Below are 18,816 nucleotides of genomic sequence, written 5' to 3'. Positions count from 1 at the left end.
GGGGAGCGCGGCGCGAGCTGGGGGTTTGCTCGGATTAGGATGGCCGCGGACTTGTTTCGGGCCTCAGGAAGAAAGCGGGCGGTTCATGGATCTGGGTGTCCGCTGGAAGGTGCACGGCGACGGGCGCTCGCCCGCGCCGGGGGCGGTGGTGCGGCCGGACGAGCGGCTGTCATGGCCGCGCACCTTCGGGCTGGGCGCGCAACACGTGGTGGCCATGTTCGGCGCGAGTTTCGTTGCGCCCGTGCTGATGGGGCTCGATCCCAACCTCGCCATCATGATGTCGGGCGTCGCGACCGTGCTGTTCCTGCTCGCGACTCGCGGCCGGGTGCCCAGCTATCTGGGCTGCTCGCTGTCGTTCGTGGGTGTGGCCGCGGTGATCCGGGCGCAGGGCGGCAGTAGCGCGACGGTTACCGGCGCCTGCCTGGTGGTGGGCGCCGCGCTGTTCCTGATCGGCCTGGCCGTACAGCGGTTCGGCGCGCGCATCATTCACGCCGCCATGCCGCCGGTGGTGACCGGCGCGGTGGTCATGCTCATCGGCTTCAACCTGGCCCCGGTCACCGCCTCGACCTACTGGCCGCAGGATCAGTGGACCGCGCTGCTGGTCATGATGTTCACCGGGCTGGCCGTGGTGGGCCTGCGCGGATTCTTCGCGCGCATCGCGATCTTCCTGGGCCTGGTGTTCGGGTACGGGCTCTCGTGGGTGCAGGACCGGGTGCTCGGGCAGATCCATTCCGCCGACGGCAGCGGCAAGGTCACCGATCACTGGCGGCTGGATCTGTCCGGTGTGGCCAAGGCGGATTGGCTCGGCCTGCCCAGCTTCCACGCCCCGTCCTTCCAGTGGTCGGCGGTGCTGGTGGCACTGCCGGTGGTGATCGCGCTGGTCGCCGAGAACGCCGGGCACGTGAAGGCGGTCGGCGAGATGACCGGCGCCAACCTGGACGACAAGCTCGGCACCGCCATCGCCGCCGACGGCGCGGCCTCCATGCTGTCCACCGCCGTCGGCGGCCCGCCCAACACCACCTACTCGGAGAACATCGGCGTCATGGCCGCCACCCGGGTGTACTCCACGGCCGCCTACTGGGCCGCCGCGTTCTTCGCGCTGCTGTTCGGCCTGTGCCCCAAGTTCGGCGCCATCGTCGCGGCCATTCCGGGCGGGGTGCTGGGCGGGATCACCGTCATCCTGTACGGCATGATCGGCCTGCTGGGCGCGCAGATCTGGACCAATGCCCGGGTCGATCTCCGCAATCCGCTGAACCTGGTGCCCGCCGCCGCGGGCCTGATCATCGGCATCGGCAATGTGAGCATGAAGTTCACCGGCAACTTCACCCTGAGCGGCATCGCCCTGGGCACCCTGGTCGTCATCACCGGCTACCACGTGCTGCGCGTCTTCGCGCCCGAGCACTTCAAGGGGGAGGAGCCGCTGCTCGACGAGGGCACCTCCTCCTACGACGAATCAGGCAGGTAGCGAACGGGGTCCGGCCTCGGCCGGTCCGTCCGCCTGCTCTTCGGCGTAGGGCAGCTGCAGCACGTACCACGAGTGTTCGGACGAATACTCCAGGTACCGCGAGGCTTCCGGGTCGCAGGCCAGCCCTTCGATCCGGGTCCACTGCCCGTCACCGGAGGCGATGGTGTCGGTGTAGCGGACGTGCAGGTGGCCGTGGAACAGCACGCTGGGCCGCAGCGCCCGCACCACCCGCTGGATGCGGTCCTGGTTGGGATAGCACTCGTCCTTGTCCTTGCGATTCCACTTCGGCTGCGAGGCGCGCGGTTTGTCGTGGGTGAGCAGCACGTCCACCGGTGAGCTGTCGGCATCGAGCAGGCCGGTCAGCTCGGCGTCGGTCATCTCCTCCTCCGGAAACCACAGCATGCCCGCGGTCTCCGGCCGCTTCGAGGAGCCGTAGCCGCGTCGCTTGGCGACCTGCTCGGCCTTGCGGGCCTCCCGGGCCAGCCGCCAGCCCTTGTCGGTGGAGCGCGCCCCGCCGAAGGCGGCGAAGCTGGTGCCCTCCCAGGTCCAGCGGTGCCCGCGCGGGGCGTACCGGAGGTGCTTGCGGCACACCAGGAATCCCTCGTCGTCCGGATGCTCGTCGTAGAGCTCGTGCAGCAGCGAGCTCTTGTCGTGGTTCCCGTCCAGGAAGTACACGGTGACCCCGGCGCGCTTGGCCGCCCTGTTCACCACGTCGAAGTACCGCCGCCCCGAGTGCATGTGCTCCCACGCCCCGAAGTCCCCCACCGCGAACACCCGCTCGCAGTCATTCCGCGCCGCGACCCGTATCAATGTCAGCGCATGCGCGGTGTTCCCGTGCAGGTCTCCGACGATCAGGACATTCCCCATCGCCACATGGTGGCACCCCCGTCCCCGGACGGCATCCGCAATTCCCGGACGCCGCTTTCGGCCGGCCCGAATTAGGCTGACCTCCATGAACTCTGTGTTGGTTACCGGCGCGGCGCGCGGCATCGGCAAGGCCGTCTGCCTGCGTCTGGCGCAGCAGAACTGGCAGGTCTACGCCGGCGTCCGCAAGCTCTCCGACGGTGAGGCGCTGGTCGAGGCGGACTCCCGCATCACTCCGGTCGTCCTCGATGTCACGAATCCGGACCACATCGCCGCCCTCGACGAGGTGCTGCCCGCCGACCTGACGGCCGTGGTCAACAATGCGGGCATCGTCGCCGACGGTCCCGTCGAGCTCCTCGATCTGGACACCCTCCGAAACCAGTTCGAGGTCAATGTCTTCGGTGCGGTCGCGGTCACCCAGGCCGTCCTGCCGCGCCTGCGCGCCACCCGCGGCCGCGTGGTCTTCATCTCCTCGCTGTCCGGCCGCATCTCCACCCCCGGGACCGGCGCCTACAACTCCTCCAAGTTCGCCCTCGAGGGCCTGGTCGACGCCCTCCGGGTGGAGCTGCGCCCCTGGGGAATCCACACGTCCCTGATCGAGCCCGGCCCGATCGCCACCGACCTCTGGTTCGGCGCGACCGACATGGTCGACACCACCACCGCCCACCTCACCGCTGCCCAGCGCGAGCTCTACAGCGCCCACCTCGCGGGCCTGCGCAAGATGTCCCAGCAGGTCCCGAAGATCGCCGCCCCCGTCGACTCGGTCGTCAACGAGGTCGAAAAGGCCCTCACCGCAAAGCGCCCCAGGGCCCGCTACATCCCGGGCCTGGCCGGAAAGATCCAGGTGGTGGCCACCTCGCTCACCCCGACCCCGATCCTGGACACCCTCTTCGCCCTGGTCTCCGGCATCCGCAAGAAGTAGCGGGCACAGCGCAGCGTTGTGCCGGAGCAGATCGGTAATGGGGCACCCTACCGCCGGCACGGAATGCCAACGGTAGGGGCTCTCTGCCGCCCGCTGAAGGCCCGCAGAGGCGGGGGAGGCTATGCGCCGTAGACCGGCTCCGGGGTGGTGGCCTTGGACAGCAGGTCGCGCACGACCGGGCCCAGCTCGGCCGGCTCCCAGCGGGCGCCGCGGTCGATGGAGACGCCGTGGCGCCAGCCGTCGGCGACGGTCACCTTGCCGCCCTCGACCTCGAACATGCGGCCGGTGACACCGGCGGAATCGGCGCTGCCCAGCCAGACCACGAGCGGCGAGACGTTTTCCGGGGCCATGGCGTCGAAGCCGTCCTCGGGGGCGGCCATCATGTCGGCGAAGACCGTCTCGGTCATCCGGGTCCGGGCCGCCGGGGCGATGGCGTTGACGGTGATGCCGTAGCGCGCGAATTCGGCCGACGCGGTGAGGGTCAGGCCCGCGATGCCGGACTTGGCGGCGGAGTAGTTGCCCTGGCCGACCGAGCCGAGCAGACCCGCGCCGGAGCTGGTGTTGATGATGCGGGCCTCGGGGGTGCGACCGGCCTTGGCCTCGTTGCGCCAGTACTCGGCGGCGTGCCGCATGGGCGCGAAGTGGCCCTTGAGGTGCACCTTGATGACCGCGTCCCACTCGTCCTCGGCGAGGTTGACCAGCATCCGGTCGCGGACGATGCCGGCATTGTTGACCAGCACGTCCAGGCGGCCGAAGGTGTCGACAGCGGTCTGGATCAGGCGGCGCGCGCCCTCCCAGTCGGAGATGTCGTCGCCGTTCACGATGGCCTCGCCACCGAGGGCCTTGATCTCCTCGACGACCTGCGCGGCCGGGGAGTCCGGGCTGGGCGCGCCGTCGAGCTCGGCGCCGAGGTCGTTCACGACCACCTTCGCGCCGGCGGCGGCGAAGGCGAGGGCGTGGGCACGGCCGATGCCACGACCGGCGCCGGTCACGATGACGACGCGGCCGTCGCAGATCTTGTTGTCGGTCATATCGATTACCTCTTCGTGTTCGATCGGTCTAGTGGCCCGAGACGGCGGGGACGTCTGCGGTGGATGCTTCGAGGAAGGCGGGCTTCTCGCCGCCGCCGTGCACCAGCAGCGCGCTGCCGGTGACGTACGCGGCCAGGGGCGAGGCCAGGAACGCGGCGGTGCGACCGATGTCCTCGGGCGTCGCCATCCGCTGCATGGGAACCGTTCGGCTCACCGAGGCGATGCCCTCCTCGTCGCCGTAGTGCAGGTGCGAGGACTCGGTGTTGACCAGGCCGCAGATGACGGAGTTCATCCGCACCTTCGGAGCCCACTCCACCGCGAGCGACGAAACCAGGCTGTCCACACCGGCTTTGGCCGCACCGTAGGCCGCGGTGCCCGGGGAGGGCCGATGCCCGGAGACGCTGGAGATCATCACGATCGATCCGCCCGTCTCCTGCTTCTGCATGACCTCGTTGGCCACCTGTGAAACCAGCAGCGGCGCCAGCAGATTCAGCTGCACGATCTTGGCGTGGAAGTTGGCGCTGGCGTCGGCGGCCAGGGCGAAGGGCGCGCCACCGGCATTGTTCACCACGGTGTCGAGCCGCCCGTACTTCGCGACGATGGCCTCGATCAGCCCGCGCACCGAATCCGGGTCGCGCACATCGCACGGCAGGAAGTCGATGCCGCGGCCATTGCTCTCGACGGGGGTGTCGCCGGGCCGTCGCGCGCAGGCCACCACGGTCGCGCCCGCGTCCAGGAAGACCCGGCTGATGCCGGCGCCGACGCCGCGCACGCCGCCGGTGACCAAGACGACCGAGCCGGACAGGTTTACTTCGATTCCCACCGTGATAACCTACCAAGCACTTGCTTGTTTTGCCAACGATGGGACATTCGATGGGGATCAACCGTCACACCGAAACCGAGGGCGTCGAAGTCGTCACTGTCGACTACCCTCCGGTCAACGCGCTGCCTTCCGACGGCTGGTTCGCCCTGGCCGATGCCGTCACCCAGGCCGGCCGCAACCCGGAGACCCGGGTCGTCGTGCTGCGCGCCGAGGGCCGCGGCTTCAACGCGGGCGTGGATATCAAGGAGATGAACGCGGATACCGGGCACACCGCCCTGATCCGCGCCAACCACGGCTGCTTCGCCGCCTTCGCCGCGGTCTACGACTGCGAGGTTCCGGTCGTCACCGCCGTGAACGGCTTCTGCCTCGGCGGCGGCATCGGCCTGGTCGGCAACTCCGACGTCATCGTCGCCTCCGACGACGCGACCTTCGGCCTCCCCGAGGTCGACCGCGGCGCGCTCGGTGCGGCCACCCACCTGGCGCGACTGGTCCCCCAGCACCTGATGCGGACCATGTTCTACACCGCGGGCACCCTCACCGCGCAGCAGCTGCACCACTACGGCTCGGTCTTCAAGGTGGTGCCGCGCGCCGAACTCGACGCCGCCGCCATGGAGGTCGCCAAGAACATCGCCAACAAGGACGGCCGCGTCATCCGCGCCGCCAAGAAGGCGCTCAACGGCATCGACGTGCAGGACGTGCACCGCTCCTACCGCTTCGAGCAGGGCTTCACCATGGAGCTGAACCTCGCGGGCGTGGCCGACGAGATCCGGGCGCGCTTCGACGACGACCTGGCCGCTCAGAAAAAAGCAAAGTAGAAGGGGCGAAACACTATGCGCGACAAGCGAATGAGCCTCGACGAGGTCGTCGGCGAGCTCCGCAGCGGCATGACCATCGGCATCGGCGGCTGGGGTTCCCGGCGCAAGCCGATGGCGTTCGTGCGCGCCCTGCTGCGTTCGGATATCACCGATCTGACCGTCGTCACCTACGGCGGCCCGGATCTGGGCCTGCTGTGCTCGGCGGGCAAGGTGCGCAAGGCCTACTACGGCTTCGTGTCCCTGGACTCCGCGCCTTTCTACGACCCGTGGTTCGCCAAGGCTCGCACCGAGGGTGCGATCACCGTGCGCGAGATGGACGAGGGCATGGTCAAGTGCGGTCTGCAGGCCGCCGCGGCCCGCCTGCCGTTCCTGCCGATCCGCGCCGGATTGGGTTCTGCCGTCGTCGATTTCTGGGAGGGCGAGCTCGAGACCGTCCAGTCCCCGTACGCCGATGCCGACGGCCGCCGCGAAACCCTCGTCGCCATGCCCGCTCTGAACCTGGACGCCGCCTTCGTGCACCTGGACCTGGGTGACAAGCACGGCAATGCCGCCTACACCGGCGTCGATCCGTACATGGACGACCTGTACCTGCTCTCCGCCGAGAAGCGCTACCTGTCGGTGGACCGTCTCATCGAGACCGAGGAACTGGTGAAAGCCGTTCCGACGCAGGCCCTCATCCTCAACCGCATGATGGTCGACGGGGTGGTCGAGGCCCCCGGCGGCGCGCACTTCACCTTCTCCGGCAGCTACGGCCGCGACGAGAAGTTCCAGCGCCACTACGTCGAGGCCGCCAAGACGCCCGAGTCGTGGGCCGAGTTCAAGGCTCGCTACCTGGACGTGTCCGAGGCCGAATATCAGGCCGCCGTCAAGGCTTTCGCAGAGGAGCAGAAATGAGCGCAGCATCGCATAGCGATTCCGTCAGGGGTGGCGGTGGGGCGACGGGTGGGCCCGACACCACCACCGTTACTCGGGCCGAGATCTGCGTCGTCGCCGCCGCCGAGATCTTCCGGGGCGCGGGCGAGATCATGGCCTCGCCCATGTCCACCGTCACCACCATCGGCGCGCGGCTGGCGCGGCTCACCTTCGAGCCGGACCTGCTGCTGTCCGACGGTGAGGCGCTGTTCTTCGCCGAGATCCCGCCGATCGGCGGCAAGGCGCCCATCGAGGGCTGGATTCCGTTCTCGAAGGTCTTCGATGTGGTGAATTCCGGTCGCCGCCATGTGGTCATGGGCGCCAACCAGATCGACAGGTACGGCAACCAGAACCTGTCCGCGTTCGGTCCGCTGCAGCAGCCGACCCGGCAGATGTTCGGTGTGCGCGGCGCGCCGGGCAACACCATCAACCACGCCACCAGCTACTTCGTGCCCAAGCACAACAAGCGGGTGTTCGTCGACCAGGTCGACATCGTCTCCGGAATCGGTTACGACAAGGTCGATTCCGAGAACCCGGCCTACCGCTTCCACCACCTGCACCGGGTGGTCTCGAACCTGGGCGTGTTCGACTTCAACGGCCCGGACCACACCCTGCGCGCGCTGTCGCTGCACCCGGGTGTGACCGCCGACGAGGTCGCGGAGAACACCTCCTTCGAGATCGCCGGGCTGGCCGAGGCGGGCGAGACCCGTTTGCCCACCGAGGAAGAGCTCACCATCATCCGGACCGTGCTGGACCCCAAGGGCTTCCGTGAGAAGGAAGTGACGGCATGACCGCGCAACGGCTCAAGACGCCGCTGACCGAACTGGTCGGCATCGAGCACCCGATCGTGCAGACCGGCATGGGCTGGGTCGCCGGTCCGGGCCTGGTCGCGGCCACCGCGAACGCGGGCGGCCTCGGCATCCTCGCCTCGGCGACCATGACCCTCGACGAACTCGAGGTGGCCATCGCCAAGACGAAGGCCAAGACCGACAAGCCCTTCGGCGTGAACATCCGCGCCGACCTGTCGGACGCGCCCGACCGCATCGACATGATGATCCGCGACGGCGTGAAGGTGGCCTCCTTCGCGCTGGCTCCCAAGAAGGAGCTCATCGCCAAGCTCAAGGACAACGGCGTGGTCGTCATGCCGTCCATCGGCGCGGCCAAGCACGCGGTCAAGGTCGCCTCCTGGGGTGCGGACGCGGTGATCGTGCAGGGTGGTGAGGGCGGTGGCCACACCGGTTCCGTCGCGACCACGCTGCTGCTGCCGTCCGTCCTCGACGCGGTCGACATCCCGGTGGTCGCCGGTGGCGGTTTCTTCGACGGCCGCGGCCTGGCCGCCGCGCTGTCCTACGGCGCGGCCGGCGTCGCCATGGGCACCCGCTTCCTGCTCACCCAGGACTCGAGTGTCCCGGACTCGGTCAAGCAGGAGTACCTCAAGCGCGGACTGCAGGACACCGTCGTCTCCAAGAAGGTCGACGGCATGCCGCACCGCGTGCTGAACACCGAACTGGTGGACAAGCTGGAGCATTCGAGCGGCCTGCGCGGACTCACCGCCGCCGTCTCGAACGCCGTCAAGTTCAAGAGCATGACCGGCATGAAGTGGTCGACCATGATCAAGGACGGCATCGGCATGCGGAAGCAGAAGGGCCTCACCTGGTCCCAGGTCATCATGGCCGCCAACACCCCGATGCTGCTGAAAGCCGGTCTGGTGGAGGGCAACACCCACGCGGGCGTGCTCGCCTCCGGCCAGGCCGCGGGCATCATCGACGACCTGCCCACGGTGCAGGACCTCATCGACCGCATCATCACCGAGGCCATCGAGCGCATCGACAGCCTCAACACCTACCGCGTCACCACCACCGCCTGACGCGTCCCCGAACGTGCGCGGCCACCACAGCCCGACCGCGCACCCGGATCCGGCCAACCCTCGGATCCTTGCGCGCGCCCATCCGGCGCGCGCCGAGCCGTCCCCGGAACCTCTCGCCCGGGGGCGGCTTCGCGCGTTTATCGACCCATGACGCAACGGTGGAGCGCCGTTGTACGGATCCATGTCGGGTCGGCCGGGGCATCTGCGAGTTAGCTGCCTTTTGCCTGATTTGTCAGCTTTCGTGCGGGGTCTCAGACCTCACCGTCGTTCTGTTTCGACGGTGAGGTCCGGCCCGAAGGGCCTGGCCCGGGCCAATTGGCCTGGGCCGCCGGTGATATTGGGTACATGGGGTGTCGCGCAGGCGTACGGTTTGTGAGCCCCCCTAATGCAATCGGGGACTTGCGCGGATTGCCATCGTGACCGGTACGATGGCCGCGTTCCGCAACGGTCCGGCAATCGGGGCGACAGTGTGAGCTCGAGACCTGTCCCGATCTGCCTGGTGCGGATCGGGATTCCGTACCTCTGGTGCGGAGGAAGCCAAGCGCGCGGTATCTGATGAGGGGATGGCTGTCGCATGATCGTCGATCGTGCAATGCGCCTGGTGGCAGTGATCGCAGCTGTCACCGGCTCGGTGCTGCTCGCGCCCGCGGTTGCCGATGCGCAGCCGGGGGGCATCCCGCTCGATCCCGTACCCGCGGGCCAGGATCCGACCCTGCCTGCGCCCGCCGTCACGCAAGCTCAGCCGCCCTCCGTCTCGCAACCTCAGGCAATCGATGCCACTCGTCCGCAGCCCGTCACCCCGGTGGCCGGGCCGCAGGATCTGCTGTCCATGCTGTTCGCACTCGGAACCCGCTCGGCCGGTGTCGGTTCCGCCGGTGTCGGCTCGGCCGCGGTCGGTTCGGCCGGACTGGGCACCGTGCTGGGCGGTACCGGCTCCGCGGCCCTGGGCACCGGGTCTGCCGTAACCGGTTCCACCGGTGCGGGATTGGGTTCGGCCGTCGCCGGTACCGGCTCGGCCGGGGCGGCCACCGGTTCGGCCGCACTCGGAACAGGTTCCGCCGCAGTCGGTTCCGCCGGCCTCGGGACCGCGGGCGTGCTCGGCCTGGGTTCGGCGGGCGTCGGCTCCGCCGGCGTGGGCACCGGTTCCGCGCTGCTGGGCCTGCTGCTCGGCACGGGTTCGGCCGCAACGGGTTCGGCCGCGGTGGGCTCGGCCGCAACAGGTTCGGCCGGGCTGGCCGCGCTGTGCACCGGTTCGGCCGCAGTCGGTTCCGCCGGAATCGGTTCCGCCGGAATCGGTTCCGCCGGTGTGGGTTCCGCAGTCGGTGCGCTCACCGGTCTGGGCTCGGCCGGCTCCGGTGCGGGTTCGGCCGCGACGGGCTCGGGTGTCGGTTCGGCCGGGGCGGGTTCCGCCGCGGGTTCGGCCGATCTCGGTTCGGCCGCGGTGGGTTCGGCGGGGCTCGGCTCGGCGGGGCTCGGTTCCGCCGCGGTCTGCGCCTCGCCACTGCTGCTGTTGCTGATCCCGCCGCCCGCCGCACCCGCGGTGCCGCCGGTGCCGCTGGAGATTCCGCAGCCCCCGGCCGTGCCGCAGTTGCCCGCCGTGGTGGCCCCGGCGGCCGCGCTGCCCGAGCCGGAGGTCGCACCTGTCGCGCCGCCGCCGCCCGCGTCGGCGCCCGCTCCCGTTCTGGCCCAGCCGAATCCGGATGTGAAGCCGACCTCGAACAACACCCCGCTGCCGCCGTGGAAGCCACTGTCGGTGCTCGGCGGGCTGATCGCCATGGCGCTGGTGGGCACCGGCTCGGGCACGGTGAGCTTCCAGAGCGCGTCCGCGGCCCAGGCGCGGGTCGATGCCGCGCGCGCTGCTTTCTTCGGACCGAGGGTATGAGGGGACCGCGATGACCGGGAGCAAGGCTCATAGCATCGGGTCCTACCGCCGGGTGGCCGCCGCGGTGGACGCGGTGTGCGCGGTGGCCGCCGATTTCGACGCCACCGACCTGGACGAGGTGGTGCTCGCCATCTCGGCGGAGCGGCGGCGGATCATCGAGATCGCCAGTGCCCAACTGGGTCCGGGCGTGTGTGGCCAGCGCCGCAGCTATCCGGACCGGGATGTGATCGTGCTGGCGCAGTCGCTGCCCAGTCGTGAGCACACCCTGGCGCACGAGCTGGGGCACATCGTCTTCGACCATCCGGGCGAGGCGGCGACCGAGGTGGTGCTGGAGGCCAGCGACGATCTCATCGCCTACATGCTCAGCCAGCGCGCGCATCAGAAGGCCATCGATCTGGGCGACGACGAGCAATGCGAGTGGGAGGCGGAAACTTTCGCGAGCATGCTCATGACCCGCCTGCGCGTGTTCAACAGCCGGGGCGCGGGCGTCTCGGTCCTTCGATTCGATGAGGCGTTGGGATGACCGAGTCAGGGGATGCGGCATGACCTTCTGGGTGACGGCCATGCTGGTGTGGATGGCCTCGGGTGCACGCGTCGGGCGTGTACTGGTGAAACCGGCGACCACCGCGCGGGTCGCGATCGTGATCGCGGTGGCCGCGGTGGCGCTGGCGGTGACCGTCGGCGTGCCGGAAATCGCTCTGGCCGTTGACCATTTGGCGCCGGGTGGCGTGCACGGCCAGTGGCTGGGCGACCGGGTGGTCACCGCGGCGTGGATCATGTTCGCCACCGCCACCTCGGTGGTGGCGGCCGCGGCGTGGCCGGTGGTGTCGCGTCGCAATCTGCGTCAGATCGGCATGATGATCTACGCCGGCGGCGCGATCGCCATGATTCTCACGCTGCTCTGGTCGCTGACCTTCGGCTGGGTGATCGTGCTGCTGGAGTGCGCGTTCATCGTGATTACCGGTGTGCGCAACCTGGATTGGACCACGCTGGGCCGCGGCATCGCGCTCTACACCACCGGTACCGGAGTGGTCGGTGTGCTGGCGGCGATGTCGATTCGCCGCGAGGTGCGCGACGAGCCGATGCCGAAGCCCGGCGACGAGGGCTGGTTCTGGCCGGTGTGGCAGATCGCGGCCATGCTCATCGCCATCGGCGCGGTGTGGATCGTGATCGAGCTGTGGTGGCGAGCCCGGGTGCTGCTCAAGCAGATTCACACCCTGCACCGGGTGCTGATCGCGCGCTTCCCGGAGGTGGTGGCGCACGAGCAGACCGGATCGGGCACCCAGCTCAAGGCTTCCGATCAGGTCGCGCAGATCATGGACGCGCTCTACCTGCAGTCCGGTGGCGGGGTGGAGCTGGCCGCGGCGGGGGTGCCGCCGGTCTCGGTGGCCGAGCGCGCGCAGCGGGTGGCCGAGTGGTCGCGGAATCCGTTCGGCGAGGTGATGATCGACGGTCGCTGGATCTCGCCGCCGGCGGGGGTCAGTCCGCGTGGCTGGGTGCAGGCCATCGCCCGCGCCTACGACGCGACGGCGGCCGCGTCGCCGAGCACGATTCAGGGCTCCGCGCAACGGTAGTCATTACTTTTCCATTACTATTCGGCTGATCCGCGCATTACCCCTCGGTGGGCTCCGAACTTGATCACGCGGAGATCAACGACTCAATTGCGATCTTGTCGCAAATGCGCAAGCCCCGTACCGCGCGCGATTGCCAAGGGCGTGGCATTCCGGCGGGCCCTGCACGATGAGACTTCGTATCCGAGGTTTCGTCTCATCGAACCCGTCGTGCGCAGTACGGGACTTTGCTTGTCAGTAGATGTTGTCACTCTTGCTTGTCGCGGATGATGCAATGGGGGTCGAAACATCCACAGTGCACAAAACGACATAGTGCACAAAACAACTCATTAGACCGACCGGACTCGCCCAGTTGGTGTTATGCCAGGTTTGTGCATACTGCACCAGCGCAGGGGTATGCGCCACATGGCCTCAGCACGCTGAGACCGGTGCAACATCCTTCACCCGAACCGAATGGTCCGGCGGGCCACCGGCACTGCCCTGCAAGCAGTGCCGGTGACCCGTCCATGTCCAGTCCGGAGCAAGCCCTGTAACAAACCAACACAGTGCGGCCTCCGAGCTAGCCGCACTGTGTTGCTCTGTGGCAGTGCCTATTCCGTGCCGTCCGGAGGAATTTCGGGCAGTCCTTCGCTTGCCCGCAACTTCTCCGCCATAGAGGTGAGGAGATTCTGAGATTCTTCGGACAGGTCGAACGCCCTACTCGACAGACGACGGAGTCCATAGCCCTGCAGCTGGGACAGCAGCTCGAGATCGTGATCGATCTTCGCCGCGTAGATGTCGTTGAAGAAGTAGTCCGGCTTGACCTTGAAGAACTTTGCCAACGCTGCCACCGTCTCATCCGACGGGTTCGTGCGCTGTCCCGACCGCAACTGCGACAGATACGGTTTCGAGATCGGATGGCCGGATGCCGTCAAGGCTGCCGCCACCTCTGCGTTCGTGTGCGGCTTACGCCCCGGGGGATGCACGGTTTCGAACAGCTTGTTCAGCCGCGCCGCGAAATCAGCCATTGTGAGCCGCCCAATTCCCTTCGCTGTACTAACAGTCGTTATCTCGGATACGTATCATTGATATTAGCGGCTCAGTAACTGAAAACCTACGCCTGATTCGCGATTTCCTTGAAGCTTCTAGGCGGTCATCCGCTTCACCCGCTGTGGCTTGGGCGTTTGCGGGCTAACCCTACGGTTCTTGCTGAGGGCTTAAGAGTCCCGGTTCTGGCCCGTCGCGAGGCTCTTCCCGGACGGGCCACGGGTAGCCATAAGATAGCTGACGTCTCATCTTCCCGCCTGTGCCGCTGATCATGTGGCGTACGCCACGTTTTGCGGCCAGCAGGATGAACGTTCAACCTGGCCGAAAATCATTGAGGGACTAGATCCGTTCGATGATCGTGCCCGTCGCGAGGGCGCCGCCGCAGCACATCAGGACCATGGCGGTGGTCTTGTCCGAGCGCTCCAGCTCGTGCAAAGCCGTTGTGATCAAGCGGGATCCGGTGCTGCCGACCGGGTGGCCGAGCGCGATGGCGCCGCCATTGACGTTGACGCGATCGAAATCCGGCTTGTGCACCGAGGCCCACGACAGCACCACGGACGCGAAAGCCTCGTTGATCTCGAACAAGTCGATGTCGGAGATGCTCATGCCGCTGCGCTCGAGCAGTCGCTCGCACGCCTGCACCGGACCATCCAGGTGGAATTCGGGCTCGCCGCCCACCAGGCACTGCGCCACGATGCGGGCGCGCGGGCGCAATCCCTCACGCTGCGCGGCCTTTTCGTCCATGAGCAGCACCGCGGCCGCGCCGTCGGAGATCTGCGAGGAGGTGCCGGCGGTGTGAATTCCGCCCTCCAGCACCGGCTTCAGCTTCGCCAGGCCCTCGCGGGTGGTCTCGCGCAGACCCTGGTCGCGGCTGATGTCGGCGAACTCGCCGGTGAGGTTGCCCTCCTTGTCGACCTGCGGCGCGTTCTTGATGGTCAGCACCTCGCGATCGAAGCGGCCCTCCGCCCACGCCTGCGCGGCCAGTCGCTGCGAGCGCTCGCCCAGCTCCTCGACATCGTCGCGAGTGATGCCGCGCCGCTTGGCGATTCGCTCAGCGGCCTCGAACTGGTTGGGCATGTCGATGTTCCAGGACGCGGGCCGGCGCGGGCCGGCGTGCGTTCCGACGTTGGCGCCCAACGGAACATGGCTCATGGACTCGATGCCGCAGGCCATGCCGACCTCGATGGCGCCGGTGGAGATGAGCCCGGCCACGAGGCCCGCGGCCTGCTGCGCCGAACCGCACTGATTGTCGATGGTGACCGCACCGGTCTGCCACGGCAGCCCGGCGTGCAGCCAGGCGGTGCGGGTGACGTTGTTGCCCTGCTCGCCGACCTGCATGACGCAGCCGCCGACGACCTGTTCGACCAGCGCCGGATTCAGTTCCGCGCGCTCGAGCACGCCCTGCTGTGCCGCGCCCAGCAGCTCGGCGGCGTGCAGGCCGGCCAGCCAGCCATTGCGCTTGCCGATGGGCGTGCGGGCGGCCTCGACGATGACGGGAGTACCCATGTCTTTCCTTCCGGATTAGAACTGCAACGAGTTCACAACCAGTAACGTAAGCCTGTTCCGGACCAATACCTAGTCCCTTCTCTTGTTTTACCTCCTGTGCTTCAATAGCGGTAGAACGTGTTTCAGTTGGTCAAAGGAGACTGCTGGTGGTCGACACTGCAGCCCGGCCCGATGTGCCGGATGGATTCGATGTCACCGACCCGGAAATGTGGGCGCACCGGGTCCCGGTCGAAGAACTCGCCGAACTGCGCCGCAGCGCCCCCATCTGGTGGAACCCCAAGTCGCCGGAGGTCGGTGGCTTCACCGACGACGGCTTCTGGGTGCTCAGCAAGCACGCCGACGTCAAGACCGTCTCGCGGCGCGACGACGTGTTCTCCACCTATGAGAACACCGCCATCCCGCGGTTCCAGGACGACATCACCCGCGAGCAGATCGATCTGCAGCGCTTCGTCCTGCTGAACAAGGACGCCCCGGAGCACACCAAGCTTCGCAAGATCATCTCCAAGGGTTTCACCCCGCGCGTCATCAACGGCCTGCGGGCCGAGCTGACCGCCCGGGCCGAGGCCATCGTGAAGGCCGCCGCCGACTCCGGCACCGGTGACTTCGTGGAGCAGGTGGCCGCCGAGCTGCCGCTGCAGGCCATCGCCGAACTGATCGGTGTGCCGCAGGAAGACCGCATGAAGCTGTTCAAGTGGTCCAACGACATGACCAGCTACGACGATCCGGACAGCGACGCCGACCCGGTCATCGCCTCCACCGAGATCCTCGGCTACTCGTACCAAATGGCCGAGGCCCGCCGGGCCTGCCCGGCCGACGACATCGTCACCCAGCTCATCAATGCCGACATGGACGGCGAGGCGCTGCTGCCGGAGGAATTCGGCTTCTTCGTCATGATGCTGGCCGTCGCGGGCAACGAGACCACCCGCAATGCCACCACGCACGGCATGATCGCGTTCATGGAGAACCCGGACCAGTGGGAGCTCTTCAAGAAGGAGCGGCCCAAGACCGCCGCCGACGAGATCATCCGCTGGGCCACCCCGGTCAGCTCGTTCCAGCGCACCGCGCTCGAGGACGTGGAAGTCAGTGGCGTGCAGATCAAGAAGGGCCAGCGGGTGGTGCTGTCCTACCGCTCGGCCAACTTCGACGAGGAGGTGTTCGAGGATCCGTACACCTTCAATATCCTGCGTGATCCGAACCCGCACCTGTCCTTCGGCGGCACCGGCGCGCACTTCTGCATCGGCGCGAACCTGGCCCGGCTCGAGATCGAGATCATCTTCAATGCCATCGCCGACCACATGCCCGACATCTCCAAGCTCGGAGATCCGCGACGGCTGCAGTCCGGCTGGCTCAACGGCATCAAGGAATTCCAGGTCGACTACAAGACCTGCCCCGTGAAGCACTGAGCCGCAGGTGATTTGATCCGCCCCGTTCCCCCTCTCACTCCTCGGGGCGGAGAAAAAGGAAGCGGGCGACTGGATTCATCCAGTCGCCCGCTTCGTCTTTCGTATGCCGGTCGAGGGCCTAGGCCTTCTTCATCGTCGACATGGCGCGTTCGGTCTCCCAAAAGGCGCGCAGGGCAAGGATTTTCCCGTCCTCGTCGACCTTGTAGGTGAAGACGCCTTCCGCGTGGACGATATGACCGCTCATGGTGGTGCGGATGCGGCCCGTGTAGGCCACCTCACGACCGCAGGCGAAGGAGTCGTCGAAGAGGAACTCGATGGACTCGGTGGGGGCAATCGCCTTGTCCCAGAAGGCCGCGATGGCCTCCGCGCCGCGGTGCCCGACACCCTGGGGATCGAAGAAGGACGGCCCGATGGGGTCCTCCACGATCCCGTCGGCGGCGAACAGCGCCACCCAGGCCTCCTTGTTCTTCGCCCGCACCGCGGCCTGCGACGCCGTGCCCGCTACCCGGGCCGGGTGTTCGGTCGTGGTGGTCACGGCTGCTCACTCCCGACGACCCACATCGAGAAGTACTGCGAGCCACCGCCGTACGCGTGGCCGTAGGCCTTGCGGGCATTCTCCACCTGGTAGTCGCCGGCCCGGCCCATGACCTGCTTGGCGGCCTCCGCGAAGCGGATCATGCCGGAGGCGCCGATCGGGTTGGAGGAGAGTACGCCGCCGGAGGGGTTGACCGGCAGCTTCCCGCCGATGGCGGTCTCCCCGGCGTCGGTGAGCTTCCAGCCCTCGCCCTCGGGCATGAAGCCCAGGTTCTCCAGCCACATGGGCTCGAACCACGAGAAGGGGACATAGATCTCGGCCGCGTCGATCTCCTCGAGCGGGTTGGTGATCCCGGCCTGCTTCCACAGCGCCTTGGCGGCTTCCTGGCCGGCCTTGGGGTTGACCTGGTCGCGGCCGGCGTAGGCGAGCGGCTCGGTGCGCATGGCGGTGCCGTGCACCCAGGCCACCTTCTTGCCCTGTGCCTCCACGGCCTTGCCGGACGCCTCGTCACCGATCACGATGGCGCAGGCGCCGTCCGAGGACGGGCAGGTCTCGTCGAAACGAATGGGGTCCCACAGCATTTGGGAGGACATCACCGATTCCAGGGTGATGTCGGGCTGGTGCAGGTGCGCGAGCGGATTGCGCGCGCCGTTGCGGCGGTCTTTCACCGCGACCATGGCGCCCACGTGCAGCGGGGCATTGGAGCGGCGGATGTAGGCGCGCACGTGCGGGGCGAAGTAGCCGCCCGCGCCCGCGCCGACCGGCATGGTGAACGGCACCGGATTCGACAGCGCCCACATGGCGTTGGACTCCGACTGCTTCTCCCATGCGATGGCCAGCACCTTGCCGTACACGCCGGCCTGCACCTGGTTGGCCGCGACGATCGCGGTCGAGCCGCCCACCGAACCGGCGGTGTGCACCCGGAGCAGCGGTTTTCCGGTGGCGCCCAGGGCATCCGCGAGGAACAGCTCCGGCATCATGGAGCCCTCGAAGAAGTCGGGGGCCTTGCCGACCACCACGGCGTCGATATCGGCCATGGTCAGGCCGGAGTCCACCAGGGCGCGGTCGATGGCCTCGCGGACCATGCCCCCCATGGATACATCCGACCGTTTGGTCACGTGATGGGTCTGTCCGGTGCCGAGCACCGCGGCGGGGAGTGTCATCGTGCCTCCAGGGTGGCAACCAGGTTCTGCTGCAGCGCGGGGCCCGAACTGGCGTGGGCCAGTGCGCGATTCGCGGTGCCGTTGATGATTTCGGTGGCGGCGAAGCCGATGCGCTCGAGGCCCGCGGCGAACATCGGATTGCCCGACAGCGGACCGCCGGACGGATTGATCCGGGTGGTGCCGTTCAGGCCGATGGCCTGCTTCAGGATCAGCTCCTCGTGGCTGAACTGCGCGTGCAGCTCGGCGATGTCGAAGCCGCTCGCGTCGCCGCCGGTGAGGGCGTCGGCCGCCTTCTTGGCCGAGGCCGAGACCGTCAGGTCGCGCGCACCCAGCACCGGGGTGTCGATGTAGTGGGCCATTCCGGTCAGCCAGGCCGGACGCTCGCACAGCTCGCGGGCGCGATCGCCCACGGCCAGCACGATGGCGGCCGCGCCGTCGGTGATGGGCGCGATGTCATGGGCGCGGAAAGGATCGGCGACCTTCGGTGCGGCCAGCAGCTTTTCGGCGTCGGAGCCGGTGCTGCGCGCGGCCACCGCGGCCATGTCCGCCTCGGTCCAGCGGCCCGCGTCCAGGCCCGCGCGGGCCTGCAGGCCGGCGATGGACACCGAGTCCGGCCACAGCGGCGCGACCAGGTACGGGTCGGTCTGCAGGGTGAGGATCTGGCGCAGGGTACCGGCCGAGGCCTTGCCGAAGCCGTACACCAGGGCCGTCTCGGCCTGTCCGGAGCGCAGTTTCACCCACGCCTCGTACAGCGCCCAGGCCGCGTCCATCTCCACGTGCGACTCGTTGATCGGCGGCACCGCGCCGATGGAGTCGATGGCCGAGATGAACGAGAAGGCGCGTCCGGCAAGGTAATCCGAGGAACCGGAGCACCAGAAGCCGATGTCGGAGACCCCGATGCCGAGCTTGGCGTAGAGCTCCTGGAAGCAGGGCGCGAGCATCTCGACGCCATTGGTGGTGCCGAAGGTCTCCGGCACGTGCGGCGCGTGCGCGAAGCCCACGACCGCGATGTCAGTTGCCTTGTGGTTCAA

General features: G+C 68.1%; 18 protein-coding genes. 10 read left to right on the top strand and 8 right to left on the bottom strand.

Annotated elements, in window-relative coordinates:
• Positions 1-85 precede the first annotated feature (85 nt).
• Positions 86-1,465 carry a uracil-xanthine permease family protein gene (locus ACFXHE_RS14560; protein ID WP_379383153.1) on the top strand — a complete coding sequence of 460 codons (1,380 nt, stop codon included), beginning with the start codon at positions 86-88 and terminating at the stop codon, positions 1,463-1,465.
• Here the strand turns inward: ACFXHE_RS14560 and ACFXHE_RS14555 are convergent.
• The gene (locus ACFXHE_RS14555) at positions 1,454-2,332 is read right to left on the bottom strand and encodes a metallophosphoesterase (protein WP_379383152.1); all 879 of its coding nucleotides are present in this window, start codon (positions 2,330-2,332) and stop codon (positions 1,454-1,456) included. The two genes, ACFXHE_RS14560 and ACFXHE_RS14555, sit on opposite strands and share 12 nt — an antisense overlap.
• Before the next feature lie 85 nt (positions 2,333-2,417).
• Here ACFXHE_RS14555 and ACFXHE_RS14550 point away from each other — a divergent pair, with 85 nt between their 5' ends.
• Positions 2,418-3,251, top strand: coding sequence for an SDR family oxidoreductase (locus tag ACFXHE_RS14550; protein WP_379383151.1), 834 nt, complete (start codon positions 2,418-2,420; stop codon positions 3,249-3,251).
• A 119-nt stretch (positions 3,252-3,370) separates the two neighbouring features.
• On the opposite strand, the gene ACFXHE_RS14545 is transcribed toward ACFXHE_RS14550, so the two are convergent.
• Both ACFXHE_RS14545 and ACFXHE_RS14540 read right to left on the bottom strand, forming a co-directional pair.
• Positions 3,371-4,282 (bottom strand): SDR family oxidoreductase, encoded by a 912-nt coding sequence (locus tag ACFXHE_RS14545; protein ID WP_379383150.1) that lies wholly within the window; start codon positions 4,280-4,282, stop codon positions 3,371-3,373.
• Between the two features lie 28 nt (positions 4,283-4,310).
• On the bottom strand, positions 4,311-5,105 hold the full coding sequence (locus ACFXHE_RS14540; protein ID WP_379383149.1) for an SDR family oxidoreductase: 795 nt from the start codon (positions 5,103-5,105) through the stop codon (positions 4,311-4,313).
• 50 nt (positions 5,106-5,155) lie between these two features.
• Here ACFXHE_RS14540 and ACFXHE_RS14535 point away from each other — a divergent pair, with 50 nt between their 5' ends.
• From ACFXHE_RS14535 to ACFXHE_RS14505, 7 genes are all read left to right on the top strand, one after another.
• The gene (locus tag ACFXHE_RS14535) at positions 5,156-5,920 is read left to right on the top strand and encodes an enoyl-CoA hydratase family protein (RefSeq protein WP_379383148.1); all 765 of its coding nucleotides are present in this window, start codon (positions 5,156-5,158) and stop codon (positions 5,918-5,920) included.
• A gap of 15 nt (positions 5,921-5,935) precedes the next feature.
• A complete protein-coding gene (locus ACFXHE_RS14530) occupies positions 5,936-6,814 on the top strand; it encodes a CoA transferase subunit A (RefSeq protein WP_379383147.1) in 879 nt (292 codons plus the stop codon).
• Complete coding sequence (locus ACFXHE_RS14525; RefSeq protein ID WP_379383146.1) at positions 6,811-7,623, top strand: CoA-transferase subunit beta; 813 nt, start codon at positions 6,811-6,813, stop codon at positions 7,621-7,623. Before ACFXHE_RS14530 ends, ACFXHE_RS14525 begins: the two co-directional genes overlap by 4 nt.
• Positions 7,620-8,699, top strand: coding sequence for a nitronate monooxygenase (locus ACFXHE_RS14520; protein WP_364606279.1), 1,080 nt, complete (start codon positions 7,620-7,622; stop codon positions 8,697-8,699). The genes ACFXHE_RS14525 and ACFXHE_RS14520 overlap by 4 nt, the downstream gene beginning before the upstream one ends.
• A 574-nt stretch (positions 8,700-9,273) precedes the next feature.
• A complete protein-coding gene (locus ACFXHE_RS14515; RefSeq protein ID WP_379383145.1) occupies positions 9,274-10,581 on the top strand; it encodes a hypothetical protein in 1,308 nt (435 codons plus the stop codon).
• Positions 10,582-10,591: 10 nt separating this feature from the next.
• On the top strand, positions 10,592-11,104 hold the full coding sequence (locus ACFXHE_RS14510; protein WP_354831205.1) for an ImmA/IrrE family metallo-endopeptidase: 513 nt from the start codon (positions 10,592-10,594) through the stop codon (positions 11,102-11,104).
• Positions 11,105-11,123: 19 nt separating this feature from the next.
• The gene (locus ACFXHE_RS14505; protein ID WP_379383144.1) at positions 11,124-12,155 is read left to right on the top strand and encodes a hypothetical protein; all 1,032 of its coding nucleotides are present in this window, start codon (positions 11,124-11,126) and stop codon (positions 12,153-12,155) included.
• A gap of 587 nt (positions 12,156-12,742) precedes the next feature.
• Here the strand turns inward: ACFXHE_RS14505 and ACFXHE_RS14500 are convergent.
• Together ACFXHE_RS14500 and ACFXHE_RS14495 are read right to left on the bottom strand one after the other, a co-directional pair.
• On the bottom strand, positions 12,743-13,159 hold the full coding sequence (locus ACFXHE_RS14500; RefSeq protein WP_011207048.1) for a helix-turn-helix domain-containing protein: 417 nt from the start codon (positions 13,157-13,159) through the stop codon (positions 12,743-12,745).
• A 358-nt stretch (positions 13,160-13,517) separates the two neighbouring features.
• Positions 13,518-14,684 carry a steroid 3-ketoacyl-CoA thiolase gene (locus tag ACFXHE_RS14495; protein WP_379383143.1) on the bottom strand — a complete coding sequence of 389 codons (1,167 nt, stop codon included), beginning with the start codon at positions 14,682-14,684 and terminating at the stop codon, positions 13,518-13,520.
• Between the two features lie 206 nt (positions 14,685-14,890).
• Here ACFXHE_RS14495 and ACFXHE_RS14490 point away from each other — a divergent pair, with 206 nt between their 5' ends.
• Positions 14,891-16,087, top strand: a complete 1,197-nt coding sequence (locus tag ACFXHE_RS14490) for a cytochrome P450 (RefSeq protein ID WP_379383445.1) — start codon at positions 14,891-14,893, stop codon at positions 16,085-16,087.
• Between the two features lie 118 nt (positions 16,088-16,205).
• Here ACFXHE_RS14490 and ACFXHE_RS14485 read toward each other — a convergent pair whose 3' ends face one another.
• Genes ACFXHE_RS14485 through ACFXHE_RS14475 form a run of 3 tightly spaced genes read right to left on the bottom strand, consistent with a single transcriptional unit; the run spans position 16,206 to position 18,816 of the window.
• On the bottom strand, positions 16,206-16,622 hold the full coding sequence (locus tag ACFXHE_RS14485) for a nuclear transport factor 2 family protein (protein WP_379383142.1): 417 nt from the start codon (positions 16,620-16,622) through the stop codon (positions 16,206-16,208).
• Positions 16,619-17,785: a thiolase domain-containing protein gene (locus ACFXHE_RS14480; protein ID WP_379383141.1), complete on the bottom strand. Its 1,167-nt coding sequence runs from the start codon at positions 17,783-17,785 to the stop codon at positions 16,619-16,621. Before ACFXHE_RS14480 ends, ACFXHE_RS14485 begins: the two co-directional genes overlap by 4 nt.
• Positions 17,782-18,816, bottom strand: a complete 1,035-nt coding sequence (locus ACFXHE_RS14475) for a thiolase domain-containing protein (RefSeq protein WP_364606261.1) — start codon at positions 18,814-18,816, stop codon at positions 17,782-17,784. Before ACFXHE_RS14475 ends, ACFXHE_RS14480 begins: the two co-directional genes overlap by 4 nt.

Source organism: Nocardia sp. NPDC059229, from assembly GCF_042754165.1.
Taxonomy (GTDB): Bacteria; Actinomycetota; Actinomycetes; order Mycobacteriales; family Mycobacteriaceae; genus Nocardia.
Note: the sequence above shows the minus strand (reverse complement) of the source record. Positions and strands in the feature narration are given on the sequence as shown.